14 protein-coding genes are annotated in these 18,806 nt (G+C 39.1%); 9 read left to right on the top strand and 5 right to left on the bottom strand.

All coding sequences use genetic code 11. The annotated features are described in order from the left end of the window. The first annotated feature begins 42 nt into the window (after positions 1-42). Entirely contained in the window at positions 43-1,323 is a 1,281-nt protein-coding gene (locus H5159_RS04760) for a flavohemoglobin expression-modulating QEGLA motif protein (protein ID WP_002958615.1), read from the top strand. Between the two features lie 80 nt (positions 1,324-1,403). Here H5159_RS04760 and H5159_RS04755 read toward each other — a convergent pair whose 3' ends face one another. From H5159_RS04755 to H5159_RS04740, 4 genes are read right to left on the bottom strand one after another with little or no spacing between them, the layout of a single operon-like run. Next, positions 1,404-2,207: a DUF1338 domain-containing protein gene (locus tag H5159_RS04755; RefSeq protein ID WP_165724039.1), complete on the bottom strand. Its 804-nt coding sequence runs from the start codon at positions 2,205-2,207 to the stop codon at positions 1,404-1,406. Positions 2,208-2,242: 35 nt separating this feature from the next. Beyond that, positions 2,243-3,709, bottom strand: coding sequence for a succinylglutamate-semialdehyde dehydrogenase (gene astD, locus H5159_RS04750; protein ID WP_182779819.1), 1,467 nt, complete (start codon positions 3,707-3,709; stop codon positions 2,243-2,245). 7 nt (positions 3,710-3,716) lie between these two features. Beyond that, positions 3,717-4,751 carry an arginine N-succinyltransferase gene (astA, locus tag H5159_RS04745; RefSeq protein ID WP_182732983.1) on the bottom strand — a complete coding sequence of 345 codons (1,035 nt, stop codon included), beginning with the start codon at positions 4,749-4,751 and terminating at the stop codon, positions 3,717-3,719. A 50-nt stretch (positions 4,752-4,801) separates the two neighbouring features. Beyond that, a complete protein-coding gene (locus H5159_RS04740) occupies positions 4,802-6,007 on the bottom strand; it encodes an aspartate aminotransferase family protein (protein ID WP_182779818.1) in 1,206 nt (401 codons plus the stop codon). Between the two features lie 194 nt (positions 6,008-6,201). Here H5159_RS04740 and H5159_RS04735 point away from each other — a divergent pair, with 194 nt between their 5' ends. The 3 genes from H5159_RS04735 to H5159_RS21000 all read left to right on the top strand — a co-directional run bounded on the left by H5159_RS04735 (position 6,202) and on the right by H5159_RS21000 (position 8,317). Next, complete coding sequence (locus H5159_RS04735) at positions 6,202-6,630, top strand: Lrp/AsnC family transcriptional regulator (protein WP_002958609.1); 429 nt, start codon at positions 6,202-6,204, stop codon at positions 6,628-6,630. A 517-nt stretch (positions 6,631-7,147) separates the two neighbouring features. Next, complete coding sequence (locus tag H5159_RS21005) at positions 7,148-7,663, top strand: hypothetical protein (protein WP_259399088.1); 516 nt, start codon at positions 7,148-7,150, stop codon at positions 7,661-7,663. A gap of 24 nt (positions 7,664-7,687) precedes the next feature. Beyond that, positions 7,688-8,317, top strand: coding sequence for a cache domain-containing protein (locus H5159_RS21000; protein WP_259399087.1), 630 nt, complete (start codon positions 7,688-7,690; stop codon positions 8,315-8,317). Between the two features lie 59 nt (positions 8,318-8,376). Here H5159_RS21000 and H5159_RS04725 read toward each other — a convergent pair whose 3' ends face one another. Next, positions 8,377-9,309 (bottom strand): hypothetical protein, encoded by a 933-nt coding sequence (locus tag H5159_RS04725; protein WP_024595451.1) that lies wholly within the window; start codon positions 9,307-9,309, stop codon positions 8,377-8,379. 386 nt (positions 9,310-9,695) lie between these two features. Here H5159_RS04725 and H5159_RS04720 point away from each other — a divergent pair, with 386 nt between their 5' ends. Genes H5159_RS04720 through H5159_RS04700 form a run of 5 tightly spaced genes read left to right on the top strand, consistent with a single transcriptional unit; the run spans position 9,696 to position 18,796 of the window. Next, entirely contained in the window at positions 9,696-9,998 is a 303-nt protein-coding gene (locus H5159_RS04720) for an isoamylase early set domain-containing protein (RefSeq protein WP_024595450.1), read from the top strand. Positions 9,999-10,007: 9 nt separating this feature from the next. Then, on the top strand, positions 10,008-12,002 hold the full coding sequence (gene malQ / locus H5159_RS04715) for a 4-alpha-glucanotransferase (protein ID WP_182779817.1): 1,995 nt from the start codon (positions 10,008-10,010) through the stop codon (positions 12,000-12,002). Further along, entirely contained in the window at positions 12,003-14,210 is a 2,208-nt protein-coding gene (gene glgB, locus H5159_RS04710; protein WP_182779816.1) for a 1,4-alpha-glucan branching protein GlgB, read from the top strand. Next, the gene (gene glgX, locus H5159_RS04705) at positions 14,203-16,266 is read left to right on the top strand and encodes a glycogen debranching protein GlgX (protein WP_182779815.1); all 2,064 of its coding nucleotides are present in this window, start codon (positions 14,203-14,205) and stop codon (positions 16,264-16,266) included. The genes glgB and glgX overlap by 8 nt, the downstream gene beginning before the upstream one ends. After that, positions 16,259-18,796 carry a glycogen/starch/alpha-glucan phosphorylase gene (locus H5159_RS04700; RefSeq protein ID WP_182779814.1) on the top strand — a complete coding sequence of 846 codons (2,538 nt, stop codon included), beginning with the start codon at positions 16,259-16,261 and terminating at the stop codon, positions 18,794-18,796. The genes glgX and H5159_RS04700 overlap by 8 nt, the downstream gene beginning before the upstream one ends. Positions 18,797-18,806: the final 10 nt, after the last annotated feature.

Genomic DNA, 18,806 nt, shown 5'->3' with positions numbered 1-18,806 from the left:
TTTAAATTATGCTCAAAATTCATTTATTGTTGAGCTTACACCATGATAGACAAGGCGTTACTACTAAAAACTCGTGAGTTATCGGATCAATTAATTGCATTGCAAACGCCTATTAGGATACTCGATGCTATTAATTGGGATAAACAAACTAAAGAGGAGTTTTTTAGACAAAAATGTCAAAAAAATCCACTGATCGATCGTGCATACTATCAACAGCGCGATCTTGGTTTTGTACCTAGCGAGTTACGCCAAGCGTTTTCTACTTTGCACCGTAACATTATTAACCAATTGGGGCAGTTAAATCCCATAGCTCAATACATGGGAAAAATGTGCACAGAGTATAAAACAGTATTAAGTATGCTTGAGTATCGTGGCACACCAGAGTTTCATGACTTATCGGTGGAGTTATTTGGTCACCCTAAAGATTTATTTCATGCCGGTGAGCCCTCACTTTCTGAGCTAGCTAATATGCTAGATAAACCGCTGCAAAATTTACTTATAGCCGACATACTGCCTGACGACCCTAAAAATATTGATGCTGTTGATGCAGTGCGTATTCTGTCTGAGCAAGTAACTGCTAGTATGGCAGGCATAAACGTTGAGGTAATGCTTAGCGATGGTATTGTTAGTGATGCAGCCGCAGGTGCTAATAATATAAAGCTTAATCAAGATGTTAAGTTTTCTCAGCGCGAACTTGATATTTTAGAAGTTCACGAAGGGTGGATACACGTCGGTACCACTCAAAATGGTTTAGCTCAGCCTTATTTAACGTGTTTGAGTAAAGGCACGCCAAGCTCCACTATTACCCAAGAAGGCTTAGCGGTCCTTACCGAAATTATTACTTTAAAATCAACTCCAAGGCGTTTATCTAAATTAGTGAATCGTATTCAAGCCGTTACAAAGGTAATAGATGGCGCCGAGTTTGTAGACATTTACCGTGATTACGTAGCGCAAGGTTTATCAAAAGATGACAGCTACACACTTGCGCAGCGTGTATTTAGAGGCAGTACGCCAACAGGTTTGCCTTTTACAAAAGATATTGCTTACATTAAAGGCTTTGTACTGGTTTATAACTTAATACGCGTTGCAATACAGCTTGGTCGAATAGATAGACTTCCTTTATTACTGGTAGGTAAAATATCGATAGATGATTTTAGATTAATATCGCAGCTTCATGATTTAGGTGTAATAGAGAGTCCACAATTTGTACCACCACACTTTAAAGATTTACGCGGTTTGGCAACTTGGTTGAGCTTCGGTCGTTTTATTGGCGACTTGTCGTTTGAAAAGTTAGAAAACGATTATAAACCGCTATTTTTATAATTAATCAATATAACTTATCGACACATCGACATAAAAAAAGCCCATAACGGGCTTTTTAAAATAAGGTACTTTAGGTTTTGCTATCGAGCGTTCGTGCTTTCAAATATTTTGTCAGCTGAGGCTGCAACAAAACCAGTATAAAGCTCGCCGTCTGCTTTAGGGTAACGAATAGCAAACTCATAAAAGCAGCTAGGAATGCTCATATCACCGTCACTAAAGGTAACTGAGTATTCATCAGCAAGTGTTGACGATTGCTCTAGTAACACCTCTGGTGAGCCTTTAACTTCACCGCCTGACGTATTAAGCGAAAAGCCGGCGTCTTTTAGGGCTTGGTTAACATCATGAATGTTATCAAACTTAGCAAGCGTATTAATATTTACGGTAAAGTGATTGGCACGGTAACCCCACGCCGACATCCACGCTGCATATTCGCTTTCAGCTAGCAGTTGTTTGTAAGTATCGGTGCTTACTTGCCAATGCGTGCCTGAATATAAAAAGTTGTCTGCTGTAACTGCACTTTCGTCAATTTGACTTACCATATCTGTCACGATGGCTTGTAACTCTGGCGAGCATTTTTCTACTAATAGTTCAGAGATAAATACTTTTGGCTGATTAGGATCGCTATGCTCATAGTGTTTTGCGTAAAGTTTTTTAGCTTCAAAGTGGTACTCACCACATTCTTTGTAACCAATTGCTAAAAAGTGAGCGGCGAGCTTTTCAAGACCTACTTTTTCTATATTAAATGTACGCAGCGCAATATGATCGTTAATGATGTCATCTTTTTGCGTTGACCCTAAAAGGTCATGAATTTTATCTGCCGATGGAGTTACGTTTAAATAGTTTTCCCAAAGGTTCTCAAATAATGTGTTTACATCAGTATGCATGTTAAGTCCTTAAATCTAAAATTTGGTTTTATTGCTTATTCAATTACTAAGCCCGGCGCTAGGGTTTGCGGTAAGCTCACTTTGTCTGACTCCACAGATGCGACAGGGTATGCGCAATAATCGGCGGCATAGTATGCACTTGCTCTGTGATTACCACTGGCGCCAATACCGCCAAATGGAGCTGCACTAGAGGCACCTGTAATGGGGCGGTTCCAGTTAACAATACCGGCACGAATGCGCTTTAAGAAGTGAGTGTAATCATCTTCACTGTCGCTAAGTAAACCTGCAGATAAACCAAAGCTTGTGTTGTTGGCTTCAATAATTGCGCTGTCAAAGTCGGTATAACGATACACTTTAATTAGCGGTCCAAAATGCTCTTCATCTGGCATGTCGGTAATGCTTGTTACATCAATAATGCCCGGGCTTACAAAACCTGTGCCTGGTTTTAATTGCTTAAGTTCAACAAGGATTTGTGCACCTTTTGAGACTAATTCACTTTGCGCGGCGACCATACCCAGTGCTGCTTTTTCGCTTATCATTGCACCCATAAAAGGCTGCTCTGTAGCAAAGCTGTCGTCTACAACTATGTTTTTAGTTGCGCTTATTAGCTTTTCTAAAATAGCATCGCCATTGAGCGACTTTTCAATAAATAAGCGACGTGCACACGTACAGCGCTGACCTGAGGTAATAAAGCCTGATTGAATAATATCGTGTACAGCGGCGCTTATATCGCTCACATCTTTTACAATAAGAGGATTATTGCCGCCCATTTCAAGTGCTAAAATTTTGCCAGGGTGTCCTGCAAACTGTTTATGTAATAAGTGACCTGTGTTTGAACTACCGGTAAAAAACAAGCCATCTATATCTTTATGAGATGCAAGTGCTTTACCTGTTTCAATTTCACCTTGGACAAGGTTGATAACACCCGCTGGCAAACCTGCTTTTAACCAAAGTGAGAGGGTAAATTCTGCAACGTGCGGAGTCAATTCTGATGGCTTAAATACAACGGTATTACCGGCTAAAATTGCAGGAACAATATGCCCGTTTGGTAAATGCCCCGGAAAGTTATATGGGCCAAAAATAGCCACAACGCCATGCGGTTTGTGTCTAATAAACGCTTTAGCACCGGGCATTGGGTTTTCGGTTGTACCTGTACGCTCATGGTACGCTTTTACAGATATAGCTACTTTGCCTGTCATTGCGCCCACTTCGGTGCGGGTTTCCCATAATGGCTTACCCGTTTCGCGTGCAATAATAGTAGCAAATTCTTCGCTGTGTTCTTTTAATTGTGCTGCGAAGTTTTCTAAAATGGCGATACGCTCTTCAAGCGGTTTGTCTGCCCATTGTAATTGCGCGGCTCTGGCTGCTTTTATAGCAGAACCTACTTGCTGGGCGTTTGCGCCATTACCTTGCCATACCACATCGCCATTACTAGGATTGGTTGACTCAAATGCTGGGCCAAGTCCCACATGCCACTGATTATTAATTAGGTGTGTATTCATAAATTATTTACAGGCGGAAAAATCGCGCTGCATCTCCTTGGCTTAAATTAAGCGCATTAGCCACATCTTGGCTAATGACGAGGGTATGTTTTGCATGATTGTAGTGTGCTTCTTTGGTAAATGTTGCTCTAAAGCCACTTACGCCTTGATTACATACAGCCAGCGTATCAGAGCTATTTTGTGATATGTGATCAAGCTCACCAATAGTAATAGGGCAAACTTGAGAGTCGCGAATGCTGCGAATATTACCAAGCTTTGCTTCAACCGTTGGGCCTGCGTCAAATAAATCAACGTAGCCTCTGTGCTCAAAACCTTCTTTTTCTAATAATTTTAGCGCAGGTTTTGTTTTTTCATGCACATGCCCAATAACTGCTTGGGCTTTTTTACTAAGCAAGTTCACATAAATAGGGTATTTAGGCATTAACTCGCTAATAAACACCTTATCGCCTAAGCCAACTAAGTGATCCGCTTGTGGAAATTCGATACTAAAAAAGTGCTCTTGTAGCCATTGCCAAAAAGGAGAATGACCGTCTTCGTCGCTAACACCGCGCATTTCTGCGATAACAGTATCGGCAAAACGCTCGCTGTGCTGAGCCATAAACAAAAAGCGTGAACGAGATAAAAATCGACCTGTTAAACCTTTACGGCTATTTTCGCGCAAAAATAATGTACATATTTCTGAGCAACCAGTGTAGTCGTTACACATGCTTAAAATATCAACGGTGTTATATACATTTAAAGTAGGCGAGTGGTGTACTGTTTTACCCAAATGATAATGATATAAAGGCACCGATAAACCTACTGCGGCTTCTATAGCGGTTGTGCCAATAACGTCACCTGTTTCACTGTCTTCTAAAACAAATAAATAGCTTTCATCAAGTGGCTGGTTAATGTTTTTGGCAAAGCTTTTTTCAGCACGTTCAATTTTTTCTTTAAGCTGTGCATCGTCCACAGGCAAAGAGGTAAACCCATGACCGGATTCAATCGCTATTTGTTTAAGCGCGTCAAAATCATTGGCAGTAATAGGACGTAATACTTGCATTTATTGCTTGCTCCAATAGCACGCCTGTAGGCGTGCTAATTTAAACTATATTAACCGTTTACTACGTCGCTAACGGCTTTTTCAAAGCGCGCTAAGCCTTCTTTAATATCTTCAAACGGAATAATTAAAGACGGTGTAAAACGAATTACATTCATACCCGCTACAAGATTCATCAAACCATTATTAGCACTGGCTACTAAAAAGTCGCGTGCGCGGCCTTCAAATTTGTCATTTAGTACTGCGCCAATTAATAAGCCTTTACCACGTACTTCGCTAAATACGTTGTATTTTTCGTTAATTGCGTTTAATCCGTCACGGAATAATTGCTCGCGCTCTTTAACACCGTTTAGTACGTCTGGTGTATTTACTGTATCAAATGCCGCTTCGGCCACAGCACAAGCAAGTGCGTTTCCGCCATAAGTAGAACCGTGAGTACCAATTTTTAAATGCTCAGCAATAGGTGTACGAGTGATCATAGCGCCAATAGGAAAACCACCACCCAATGCTTTTGCCGTTGTTAAAATGTCAGGAACAACCCCTAAACCTTCATAAGCGTATAAATCGCCTGTGCGACCAACACCCGTTTGTACTTCATCAAAAATAAGTAACGCGTTATGTTTAGTACAAAGTTCGCGTACTTTTTTAGCAAATTCATCTGTTGGTGAAATAATACCGCCTTCACCTTGTAATGGTTCCATCATAACAGCACATGTTTTATCGCTGATCAGCGCTTCAAATGCCGCTATATCGTTAAAATCACAATGTACTATGTCAGCAGGTTTTGGACCAAAGCCATCTGAATAAGCCGCTTGCCCGCCCACAGTTACTGTAAAGAATGTGCGACCATGGAAACCTTTATTAAATGCAATAATTTGCGTTTTTTCAGCGCCATATACGTCCAATGCATAACGACGAGCTAATTTAAGAGCGGCTTCGTTTGCTTCTGCGCCTGAGTTTGCAAAGTAAACTTTATCAGCAAATGTTGCTTCAACCATTTTTTGAGCTAAACGAAGTGCTGGCTCATTGGTCATAACATTTGATAAATGCCAAATTTTTTCGCCTTGCTCTTTTAATGCTTTAACTAATGCAGGATGACAGTGACCCAAACAGTTAACGGCAATACCACCGGCAAAATCAATGAACTCATTGTTATTTTGATCCCAAACGCGTGAACCTTCACCACGAACTGGAATGATTGCTGATGGATTATAGTTTGGTACCATTATGTCGTTAAATAAGTCTCTTGTTACTTGCATTTTTACACCTAAATTTAATGGGCTTAGATAAAAGATTAGTTGCTAACTCAAAGAAGAATATAGCCTTTATTCTTCAGCAAACACGTTATTATTTCTTGTAGAGGTCATTATCGAAGGTTAGCTGTTAAAATTGCAGTGCTATTTTGTGAAAAATGATTAAAATAAAAGTCAAAATAACGAAAAAAATAACCATTATGATAACTCCACAAGACGAGAAACTACTTTCTGTACTAAAAACAAACGCAAGAGCGAGTATTTCTGATCTTGCACGAATGCTTGACTTATCTCGTTCAACAGTACAAAGCCGAATGCTCAAATTAGAAGAAACCGGTGTGATTAAAGGCTATAGCGTTGATTACGGTGACGACTACCTTAGTAAAATGGTATCAGCTCATGTGTCTATAAAAGTAAGACAAAAATTAACAACTAAAACAAACATTGAGCTTAAGCAAATTGATGCTATTTCACAGCTCTATGCCATAAGTGGTGAGTTTGATTTAATTGCAGTGGTCCAAGCTCAAAATTTAGAACAGCTTAGTCATTTGTTGGACGATATAGGAAATCTTGATGGGGTGGAGCGAACAACATCTTCTGTAATTTTAGAAACTAAATTTAAGCGCTAGGGTTGGGTAGTTCCTTTGTTTTTAGTCGTTAAGTGAACACTCGGTATACTTTAGGTCAATAATAAAAAGGCTAGGGTCTGTTGAACCTTCAAGGTTAAATTAACAGCCCCCAAAAGATTCTTCCTAGGCGCTATTTTCTCTTGGTTGCCTACATAGATGCAGGGTAGGGGAGTGAGCAGGGCGCGGAAGCTTTGCTCGGTTTTTATTTATTCTTACATGGATGTAAGCAATTAGAATAACGCAGGAGCAGTTATCGAGCACACTAGGTTATAAATCTTGCGCCGCAATTAAATAGCACCTAGTTTGAACAAATTTTTATCCACAAAGATAAACAGACCCTAGATATAAATGCATTAATTTAAATATTTAAGCGTGCTTTTTATAAGTTAATAGCAATAAATCATAGATTTAAATATTGAAGCTATTGATAAGGTACAAAATTTTGTAAAGAAAATTAATACTTTTTTATATGCATGACTATACTTGTTTTAATTTGTACATTATTTAGCAATGGATTATGCCCGCATATCTTTTCACTCTTTTGTTAGGTTTGACTGGGCCTCTCCAGTTTGGGACAAACTTACCCACCACAGCTCCTAATAATGCAGTCAACCAAGTCGAGTGTATTTTATTTGAAATGGGAGCGCCTTTTCAGCTACAAACCTTGCCATGGTTACGTGCACGTCGAGAAGTAAAGTTAGAGCGCTTAGATGGATATTTCACAACCCATTTAATGCCTGAAATGAAAGCTTATGGACGTATATCATCCCCCATTTTTTTAGAAAGCTGGTACTGGTTCACTCACCCAGAGAGCATTAATAAACCAAAAAATAAAATGCGTTATGGTGCAGTAAGAGGAAGTTATCAAGCAAATTGGTTTAAAACTCAGAATATTATTGCTGAGGTAGAAGTAAATTCATTAGAAGAAATAGTAAATGTAATGCACCATAAACGGATTGATAGAATCCTACTTGATTTAGACGATTTTGAATTAGCAGCCTCTAAGCTAGGGATCAATAAAGACGAGTACTAAAAAGAATTTTTTAGATATGTACCTTTGGGATTATTTGCTTCGCATTCACTTATCAAACGCCTTCCTGAATTTATGCAGCAGTTCGATGAAAATATAAATACTTGTGCGCAAGCTCCATTTTCACTATCAAAAAGTGAAGAAACGCAAATACTTGATAGGCTCTACAGTAGCGCTAAAACCTTATTAAACTTACCTAGTTTAGTCGAAGAAGTTCAAATAAGTAATGAGTCTCCTTTGAGTGAGCCTGAAATTATGAAACGAGACCAGTTATGGATAAAAGAAAGTAAACACGTTGGGCATGCTGATGGGTTAACTATGCTTGATTTACCGTTATCTAAGGTATTTAAAAAATGGCAATCGCAGTTTAAAGGTGTTGTTACTGAGCTTATATTGACTGATAGCCAAGGAAAAAATATAGCAATAAGTAAGTTAACCAGTGATTACTGGCAAGGAGATGAGAATAAGTTTACTAAAATATTTAAACAGTCAAAGGACTATAACTTTGATAGCGTTACATATGATGCATCAACACATCATTTTCAAGTACAGCTAAGTTTTCCTGTTTTAGATGATAATAATAGTCATATTGGAGTGTTGATTTTAGGTGTTGATGTAGAAATAGCACTCCATTCGTCAAACGAAAAGAGTAACTAACTCGATACCTTTTACATAAGTTAGCTAAGCTTTGGAACTTTTGCTTAGCTAACATTATATTATGGATGTATTTTTTCTGAGGTCGGCTTTTTTCTTATAATTTCTTTTTTGGCTTCATCAAGCTTTATAAAATAAGCATTACCGCCAATACCTTTAAACTCTTCATCTGTAAATACAATAGTATTGTCATCAAAAAAAGTGACAGCTTCTTTTTGAGTTACTATTCCTAAGTCAATTTTTGATACATCGCCAGAAAAAAACTTATCACCCTCAAAATTTTCGAATAACCAAATACTGGTTGAATCAAGTAATATCAGCTTTTTACGATCAGGGCTTAAAGCAGCCGATGTTATCCAGCATAGCTTTTCTAAAGTGGTACATGTTTTAAATGAATCTATTAACTCGGCTTTAAAATTAGCAGCATGATCGCCCACTTTATAAACCTTAGTAATACCATCAAATGGCTCTGTGCGGTTTTTAGTAAATAAATATAAGTGACGTCCTAGAGCTACAAATGCCTCTAAATCAAAATTACGGTTATTGGGCTTTATAGGACTGCCATCCATTTCGGGGTAGGTAAACTTAATTATTTCTGCTTGAGTCGTATCTGTTTTTATATCTATCGGGTTTTCTATTTTATAAATAGTGAGCCATCTACGATCGTTTTTGTTGTTACCAAAATCGCCTAAAAAGAAGTGCCCAAATTTGTTTTGGGTCATGTCTTCCCAATCAATGTTTTTAGCGTTTTCAACTAAAATTTCTTTAGCAATAGAACCGTCTTTATTGAGTCTGTATAGCTTTGGTTCATTGCCTCCATCGTTAATAGCCCATAAACGTTGCTGTTTATCAAATTCTATTCCTGATATTTCTTTTAATTTAGGGTCAACTGAAATTTCTTTTTTACTGTATAGGGTATAAATTGAGGTACCAATAAATGCAGCTACAACTAAAAAAATGATGGTGGTAGTTATTAAAATGGTTTTTTTCAACATGAAATTAATGATATTTCAGAGTATTAGAATGATGTGTATTATCCATGATGAAGTAATATAAAAAAAGTAATTTAGGATTTTAAATTTTCTTCGGATATTTGCAGCTATAAATATTTATATATTGAACTAATGAGGCTTTTAATAGTTTGTTGGTTTGAATATTGCTCTGTATGTTAAGTATCATTTAAAGCGTATTGTATATAAGGTTAATGCACCTTTTTGGTGCAATTGAAATATTATTTGCACTGTAATAAAGCGTAAATAAAGTTTTGTTTAACTAATAACACGTTTAATGATTTTTAGATGGTTACCACATCGCCTTTTTGTTTAGTTGTATGGCCTGTGGCAAAGATTAAGTACCCTTTTTGGTTTAGTTGGAGCCTGCTATGTTGAATAAACGTTTTTTTAAAACAAAAGATGAAGCTGAAGTTACTTTTGAATTTTCTCATCCAGAGGCAGAAGAAGTTTGCTTATTAGGTGAATTTAATGATTGGAAACCAGTGCCAATGAAGCTTTATAAAAAACAAGGTGTGTTTAAATTTAAGCAACGCTTACCTATCGATCAACAATTTCACTTTCGTTACCTGATTAACGGAGACATTTGGGATAACGACCATCAAGCTGACGGTTATATCGGCAATACATTTGGCACAGAAAACAGCATAGTAAATACTCAACGCACTAATTAAGGCGATTCAATGGATGCTCTTTCGCAGTTGTTTTACCTGCATGGTATTGGCTTTGAATTCACTAAGTATACAGGTGAACAGGTATTTTTTAGCGAAGAAACGCGTAAACGTGCTTTGCAATGTTGTGGTGTTGATACAAATAATGAAGCAGGAATAGCTCAACTAACTTATGATTTAGATGCATCGCTTTGGCTTGCTTTAGTACCTAGTGTGAGTTTAGTTGAGCAAAGTACATGTTTGTTAAAGCTTCGTATAGATGAACGTCAGCAATATTTAGCCGCTAACATTGATGTCCCTTCACTTGGAATGCATTTAGCATTTGATAATCTTTATAACTTGGCTGTCACTGGTGAATATTACTTGCATGGCGTTCGCTATATTGAGCTGGCACTACCCATAGATAATATGCCAATTGGCTATCATGACGCTAATGTTCAGGTAGGTGAGCAACACGCTATTACACAAATTTGGTGCGTGCCTGAGCAAGTCTATCAAGTGGAAAACACAAAGCGCACTGGATTATCTATTCAGCTTTACACATTAAAAAACAGAGCGAATTTGGGGATTGGCGACTTTGACGATTTATTAGCGCTTACAAAACTATGCAGCTCCCAAAACATGGATTACATATTACTTAATCCACTGCATTTGTTATTTGCTGATATGCCAGAGCGAGCCAGTCCTTATAGCCCTAATAGTCGCGCTTTATTAAATCCTCTTTATATTTCTATCGTACTAAGCGAAGACGCAATAAATAACGAAAACCTTGACGCCATTATGCAGCAAGATGATGTCGCTGCACTTATTAAAAGTAATGATCAGTTTATAGATTATGAAAATGTAAGCCGTATAAAGTATACGTTATTTGAAGCGCTTTATAATCAGTTTGAATTAACGGCAAGTGATGAGCGTCGCCAAGCGTTTACTGATTTTTGTAATGCTCACTCTACTACGTTAAATACCCTCGAATCAGATAACCTAATATTTGCTTATTACCTGCAATGGCAAGCGCATGTGCAACTGGCACTGTGTCAAAACAGTTGCGCAGAGAGAGGCATGGCTATTGGCTTAATAAACGACTTAGCTGTTGGTTGTGCTGGCGATGGGGCTGAATTTAAAAATCAGCAATCGTTGTTTAGCCAAGGTGCAAGTGTAGGCGCTCCACCCGATCCATGGGCTGAAGCAGGTCAAAATTGGGGCCTCCCAGCCCTCAATCCCCAAAGCCTTAGTAATAATCACTACCAATTTTACCGCTCGCTCATTCGCGCAAACATGCAAAACGTAGGTGGACTTCGAATTGACCACGTAATGGCTATTAGGCGCCTATGGTGGTGCTTTGAAAGCAATGGCGAACAAGACGGCTGTTATGTTTATTATCCGTTTGAGCATTTACTTGCCATTTTAAAAATTGAATCGCATATTAATCAGAGTATTGTTATTGGTGAAGATTTAGGCATCGTACCGCCAGAGGTTAGGGAAGCTTTGGCATCTAGCGGTATTTTTTCCAACAGCTTATTTTATTTTGAGAAACAACACAGTGGAGAGTTTTTATCGGTAGATGAGCTAGCAACACATTGTTTGTTAATGATAGCCAATCACGATGTCCCTCCATTTACAGGCTGGTGGCAACATGATGATTTAGATATTAAGCAACAATATAAGCTTATAACTTGCAATGAATACGAGCAACTAAAGCAACAGCGAATAGAAGAGCAACAAAGGTTACTACGTTTTATTAATCACCATGGCAATACAACTGAGCTTTTATTACATAGTGAAGCAGTGACTGTTTATAGCGCACTTGCATTGTGTTTAGCAGGCTCTCAATCGCGTTTATTTGCAATACAAATAGATGACTTAGATGAGCAGAAGTATCCGGTTAATATCCCCGGGACAGATAAAGAATATCCTAATTGGCGACGTGTATTAACGCATACCAGTGAAGAAATTTTTACCAAAAATGCCTCACTTTTAGCTGCTATCGATTCAATAAGGAAAGGTTAAATGAGCAGTACAACTAATGAAAATAGTTACGATGCACAAGTACACGCATTAAATACAGGGCGATTTAAAGACCCATTTAGCTTCTTAGGGGCACATAAAACGGATGCTGAGGTTGAAGTTCGTTTTTATCTACCTTGTGCAATAAGCGTAAGTGTTACATTAAATAATAAAAGTATTAAGGCGAAACGCTACCAGAAAAGTGATTTATTTATAGCCAAAGTTGATGCTTTGCCCACTGCGCCATATGAATGCATTGCTCAGTACACAGATAGCAGCGTTACCTTTTATGATGAATACAGTTTCCAAAGCACACTTGATGCAGAGGCAATGTATTTATTTAACGAAGGCAGTCTTGAACATGCTTACTCGCATTTTGGTGCACATTTTAGTACTCAACAAAACGTAGACGGTGTACGTTTTTGTGTATGGGCGCCTAATGCGGCAAGTGTCTCTATTATTGGTGAGTTTAACTTTTGGCAAGCGAATCGCCACTTTATGCGCTTTCATCCTGCAAGTGGTGTATGGGAGTTATTTGTACCTGGCCTTAAAGCTGACATGTGCTACAAATTTGCAATTACCGCGCAAAGTGGAGAGGTGCTCGAAAAAGCCGACCCTTATGCATTTAAAATGCAACAAGCACCTGGCACTGCAAGTGTACTGCAGTATAAACCAGAACCTATAAAGCTTGGCGAGCAGGCACTTCAAAACAGACAAAAGCGTAACCATATAGATGCACCAATTAGTATTTATGAAGTGCATTTAGGCTCATGGCAACGGGCTGAAAACAACCGCTATTTAAGTTACACAGAGCTTGCCGACAAACTCGTTAGCTATGCCCTTGAAATGAATTTTACTCACCTGCAACTTATGCCAATAAGTGAATACCCGTTTGATGGTTCGTGGGGGTATCAGCCTGTTGGATTATTTGCACCTACCAGCCGCTTTGGCGACTACAACAGCTTTAAATACTTTGTAGAGCAGTGCCACAAAGCTAATTTAGGTATTTTGCTTGATTGGGTACCAGGGCATTTTCCAAGCGATCCGCATGGCTTACATCGATTTGATGGCACCCATTTATATGAGCATGCTGATAAGCGCCAAGGGTTTCATCCTGATTGGAATACCTACATTTATAACTACGACCGTCCTGAAGTTAAAAGCTTTTTAATATCAAATGCTATGTATTGGCTACATCAATTTGGTTTAGATGGCCTGCGTGTAGATGCCGTAGCTTCTATGTTGTATTTAGATTACAGCCGAAAAGAAGGCGAGTGGGTTGCTAATTGTTACGGCGGGCGTGAAAACTTAGGTGCAATTGAGTGCCTAAAGCAAGTCAATATGCGCAGCTATAAAAACAACCCAGGCATTATGATGGTGGCTGAGGAGTCGACAGCATGGCCGGGTGTCACCCAAAGTGTTGAGCACAACGGTTTAGGCTTTGGTTATAAGTGGAACATGGGTTGGATGAACGATAGTTTGCATTACATGCAACACGACCCACTTTATCGTCAGCATCATCATCACGAAATGACTTTTTCGATGGTATACGCGTTTAGCGAAAACTATATATTGCCATTAAGCCACGATGAGGTAGTACATGGTAAAGGCTCGTTAATTGAAAAAATGCCAGGCGATGATTGGCAAAAATTTGCAAATTTACGCGCTTATTACGCATTTATGTGGGCACACCCGGGTAAAAAACTCTTATTTATGGGCGGTGAAATTGCACAGCGAAAAGAGTGGGGGCACGATCATTCTATCGATTGGCATTTACTTGAGCATCAAAGCCACAGCGGTATAAAGCACACCGTAAAAGCGCTCAATACCGTTTATAAAACCCAACCCGCGTTGTATGAGCTTGATTCGAGCGCGGCTGGTTTTACCTGGATAGATAACAATAATAATCAGCAGAGCATTTTAAGCTTTGTTCGCTATGCTAAAAACGCAAAAAACTTTGTGGTTGTTATTGCTAATTTTACCCCCGCGTCCTATGAAAACTACGTTATTGGCGTACCGAGTAAAGGGCATTACAAGGTCATTGTAAATACAGACGATACTCAGTTTTTTGGCTCTGGCGTTGAGGTAACTAAAGATTCTTCGCTGATAGTTCAGGCAATAAACAAATCAAATCATGGTTTTAAACACAGTATTTCAATTGCCATTGGTGGCTTAACTACTATTTATTTACAAAAGGTTGATGATGAGTAACCGATTTGATATAGCACCCGGTAATGTAGAACCACTTGGCTCTAGTGTTATTGATAATGGGGTCAACTTCGCGCTTTATGCGCCTGGGGCGAGCCAAGCTTATGTATGCCTGTTTGATAAAAGTGGCCATTCAGAAATACTAAAAATGGCGATGAATATCAACGAAGGGGGTATTTGGAGTATTCATATTTCGCCATTAAACGCCGGTGCGCTTTATGGTTTTAGAGTTGAGGGTGAATATAACCCTAAAAATGGTCAACTGTTTAACGAAAATAAGCTGCTGATAGACCCATATGCAAAAGACTTGTTTGGTGAGTTTACTTGGAGTGAACGCCATTACGGGCAAATGCCAATCGGTACTAAAAGCACTGTAAATAATGCGATTGATATACCTAAATCAAAAGTAGCGGCTCCTACGTTGTATACGCATAAAAAGCCTAACCACCGTTGGTCAAACACGGTTATTTATGAGTGCCATGTGAAAGGTACAACGTGTCGTCATCCTAAAATACCTAAACCTCTACAAGGGAAGTTTTTAGGGTTAAGCCACCCAAGCTTTATTGAACACTTACAAAGCTTTGGTGTTACAGCCGTTGAGCTTTTGCCTGTTCATTCTTTTATTAGTGAGCAATTTTTAACAGGGAAAGGTTTGCAAAACTACTGGGGTTACAACACGCTTAACTTTTTTACGCCCCATAAAGACTATTTGGTAAACGACGATATAAACGAGTTTAAGCAAATGGTGCAAGAGTTCCATGCTGCAGACATAGAAGTCATATTAGATGTTGTTTACAACCATACAGCTGAAGCAGGGGCGGATGGCCCTATACTATCGCTTAGAGGCTTTGATAACTTAGCCTATTACCGCACAGTAGATGGCCAGCCTGACGTATATATAAACGATACCGGCTGTGGTAATACCATAAATATTGACCACCCTAAAACACTGCAACTTGTACTTGATAGCCTTCGTTATTGGGTTGAAGTAATGGGAGTTGATGGTTTTAGGTTTGATTTAGCGACCATTTTAGGCCGCTCAAAAGCAGGCTTTAGCTCCGCACATACTTTTTTACAAGTAGTTGCCCAAGACCCTGTGCTTAACAAAGTTAAGTTAATAAGTGAGCCTTGGGATATAGGCCCAGGTGGTTATCAGCTTGGTGCATTCCCGCCGCCATGGCGAGAATGGAACGATCAATACCGCGATGTAATTAGACGTTTTTGGCAAAGTGAAAAGGGTATTATTGCAAGCGTTGCAAAACGTTTGCATGGATCGTTTGATATTTTTGAGCACAGCCAACGTGGGCCGCTCAATAGTATTAATTTTATAACGAGTCATGATGGTTTTACCCTTGCTGATTTAGTGAGTTATGAGCATAAACATAACGAAGCTAATGGCGAGCAAAATCGAGATGGGCACAGTGCAAATCATTCGTTTAACTGTGGGGTAGAAGGTTTTACCAGCGACTCTAAAATAAACGCACTGCGCTTACAGCAACAAAAGAACTTTTTACTTACTTTAATTCTCTCAAAAGGTGTTCCCATGATTGCTGCTGGTAGCGAAATGGCGCACTCGCAAGGGGGGAATAACAATGCTTATTGCCAAAATAATCGCACTAGTTGGCTTGCCTGGAAAGATTCTCAACTTAATCATTCGTTAACACGATTTATTGATGATGCATTAAAAATTAGACGTGCGCACAGTGCGTTTAAACACAGTGTATTTTTAGATGATATAGACGAGCGTTTTACCGTTAAGTGGTTTACCGAACAAGGTAAAACCATGACTGATGCTCACTGGCATGAAGATACCAGACAGTTTTTAATGTATAGCTTACTTGATAAGCAAAACAATCATGCATTGCTGATTGTATTTAATGCCAGTGAAAAAACAATTTTTTGTCAAATGCCCCCATCGCCAATTAATGCGCCGTGGCAAATGATTCTATCAAGTGTACATAATGCATCTGTGAGCAATAATGAAGATGCGATGGTTGAAATTTCAGCACAAAGTAGTTGGGTTTTTAGTGCCAATTTAGAGGATGTTAGTCATGGTTAAACAAAGTGATCAAGTGTGTGTAGTAAAGAGCTGGCAAGAAGGGCCCGTTATTGATGAAAGTACGCTTAAAGATGACTTAACACGGCATTTTTATTATACCCTCGGCCGAGATAAGGTGGGTGAATCGCAGCATTATTTGTATCACGCATTAGCGCTTACTATTCGCGACAGACTTGTGGCCCGCTGCAGAGAAACGAATCAACAAATTAAGCAAGAGAAACGCCGCAAAACGGCTTACCTTTCTCTTGAGTTTTTGATGGGGCGTGCGCTAGGTAATGCTGTTTTAAATCTAGATTTAGATGAACAAGTAAGCTCAGCACTACAAGAGTACTGCACAACAATAGAAACAATTGAAGACGCCGAGCACGACGCTGGCTTAGGAAATGGCGGGCTAGGACGCCTTGCAGCCTGCTTTTTAGATAGCTGTGCTAGTTTAGCGTTGCCTGTTATTGGCTATGGCCTACGATACGAATACGGCATGTTTAATCAATCGATTAAAGATGGTAACCAAATTGAGCAACCAGATAACTGGCTACGTGAAGGACATCCATGGGAGCTAAGCGCACCAGAGCATGCAAAACGTGTGAAGTTTGGTGGCTATGTGCAAAGTTACACAGATAAATTTGGCAGAGAGCACCGTCAATGGATGGGCTCACAAGATGTATTAGCTGTACCGTACGATGTACCTGTTCCTGGGTATAAAAACAATATCGTAAATACACTACGTCTGTGGAAATCAGAGGCAACAGATGAATTTAATTTAACCGAATTTAATGCGGGCAGTTATTCAGAAGCCGTCGCACAAAAAAATCTAGCCGAACAGATCACCATGGTGCTGTATCCAAATGACAGCAGCGAAAATGGTAAGGAACTTAGGTTACGCCAACAATACTTTTTATCATCGGCGAGTATTCAAGACGTAGTAGACCAATGGGTTTCCCAACATGGCGAGAGCTTTAGTGACTTTGCTGATTTTCATGTTTTTCAGTTAAATGACACGCATCCAAGTATTGCTGTTGCAGAGCTAATGCGTATTTTAATTGATGATTACGAATTAAATTGGAACGACGCTTGGCAAATCACAACTAAAACAATGGCTTATACAAATCATACGCTACTTCCTGAAGCGCTTGAAAAATGGTCTGTTTCGTTGTTTTCAAAATTATTGCCACGCATTTTAGAAATAGTTTACGAGATAAATGCACGCTTTTTAGCACAAGTTGCACAGCAATGGCCGGGAGATGTTGAAAAGCAACGTGCATTGTCACTGATTGAAGAGGGTGATGAGCCGCAAATTCGTATGGCTTATTTAGCTATTGTAGGTAGTTACTCTGTAAATGGCGTAGCAGCACTTCATACTGAACTGTTAAAAGCGGGATTATTTAAAGAATTTTATGCACTGTGGCCAGATAAGTTTAATAACAAAACAAATGGTGTAACGCCTCGTCGATGGCTTGCGCATTGTAATCCAGTATTAAGTGAATTAATTGGTGAAAAAATTGGCCATGATTGGGTTAAAAACTTTTCAAAAATTAGTGACCTACGTCGTTTTTATGACGACAAGGCATTTCATGAGCAGTGGCAAAATGCTAAACGTGAAAACAAACAACGTTTAGTTGATTTAGTTAAGGCGCGCTGCGATATCGATTTTGATGTATCAATGATGTTTGACGTACAAGTAAAACGTATCCACGAATACAAACGTCAGCTATTAAACATACTTCATGTGATTCATTTATATGACCGTATTCGCCGTGGGGATACCCAAGGGCTTGTTCCTCGTTGTGTTCTATTAGGTGGTAAAGCAGCGCCGGGTTATTACATGGCTAAAAAAATTATTAAGCTTATTAATAACGTGGCAGAGGTTATAAATAAAGACCCTCAAGCTGCGCCATATTTACGCGTCGCCTTTTTGCCTAATTACAACGTAACCGCAATGGAAGTTATTTGTCCTGCAACTGATCTCTCAGAGCAAGTATCTACCGCAGGCAAAGAAGCGTCTGGTACTGGCAACATGAAATTTATGATGAATGGTGCATTGACAATAGGCACGCTGGATGGCGCAAACATTGAAATTAGAGATGCTGTTGGTGCTGATAACTTCTTTTTGTTTGGCGCACAAGCGCACGAAATTGACGATATTAAATCACGTTATAATCCAGAGCATTTAATATCGCAAAATAGCGATTTAAAGAATGTGATGCAATTACTCGAGAGCGGGCATTTTAATTTATTTGAACCATGCTTATTTGACGACATAACAAATGCAATTAAGAGCCCGCACGATCCATGGCTTGTTGCTCACGATTTTGAAAGTTATGTAGCAGCTCAAAAAGAAGTTGATAAAGCTTACGCAGATCAGACCTACTGGACACAAATGAGTATTTTAAATACAGCAGCCAGTGGTATGTTTTCAAGTGACAGAACCATAAGCCAATACAGTGAAGATATTTGGCATTTAGAACCCCTCAATATTAGTGAAACAGACTTAACGACAACTAAAAGCCATGCCACTAACAGCCTAGACTAAATGGAGAGAG

Source organism: Pseudoalteromonas sp. SG43-1 (genome assembly GCF_014164415.1).
Classification (GTDB): domain Bacteria; phylum Pseudomonadota; class Gammaproteobacteria; order Enterobacterales; family Alteromonadaceae; genus Pseudoalteromonas; species Pseudoalteromonas distincta.
Note: the sequence above shows the minus strand (reverse complement) of the source record. Positions and strands in the feature narration are given on the sequence as shown.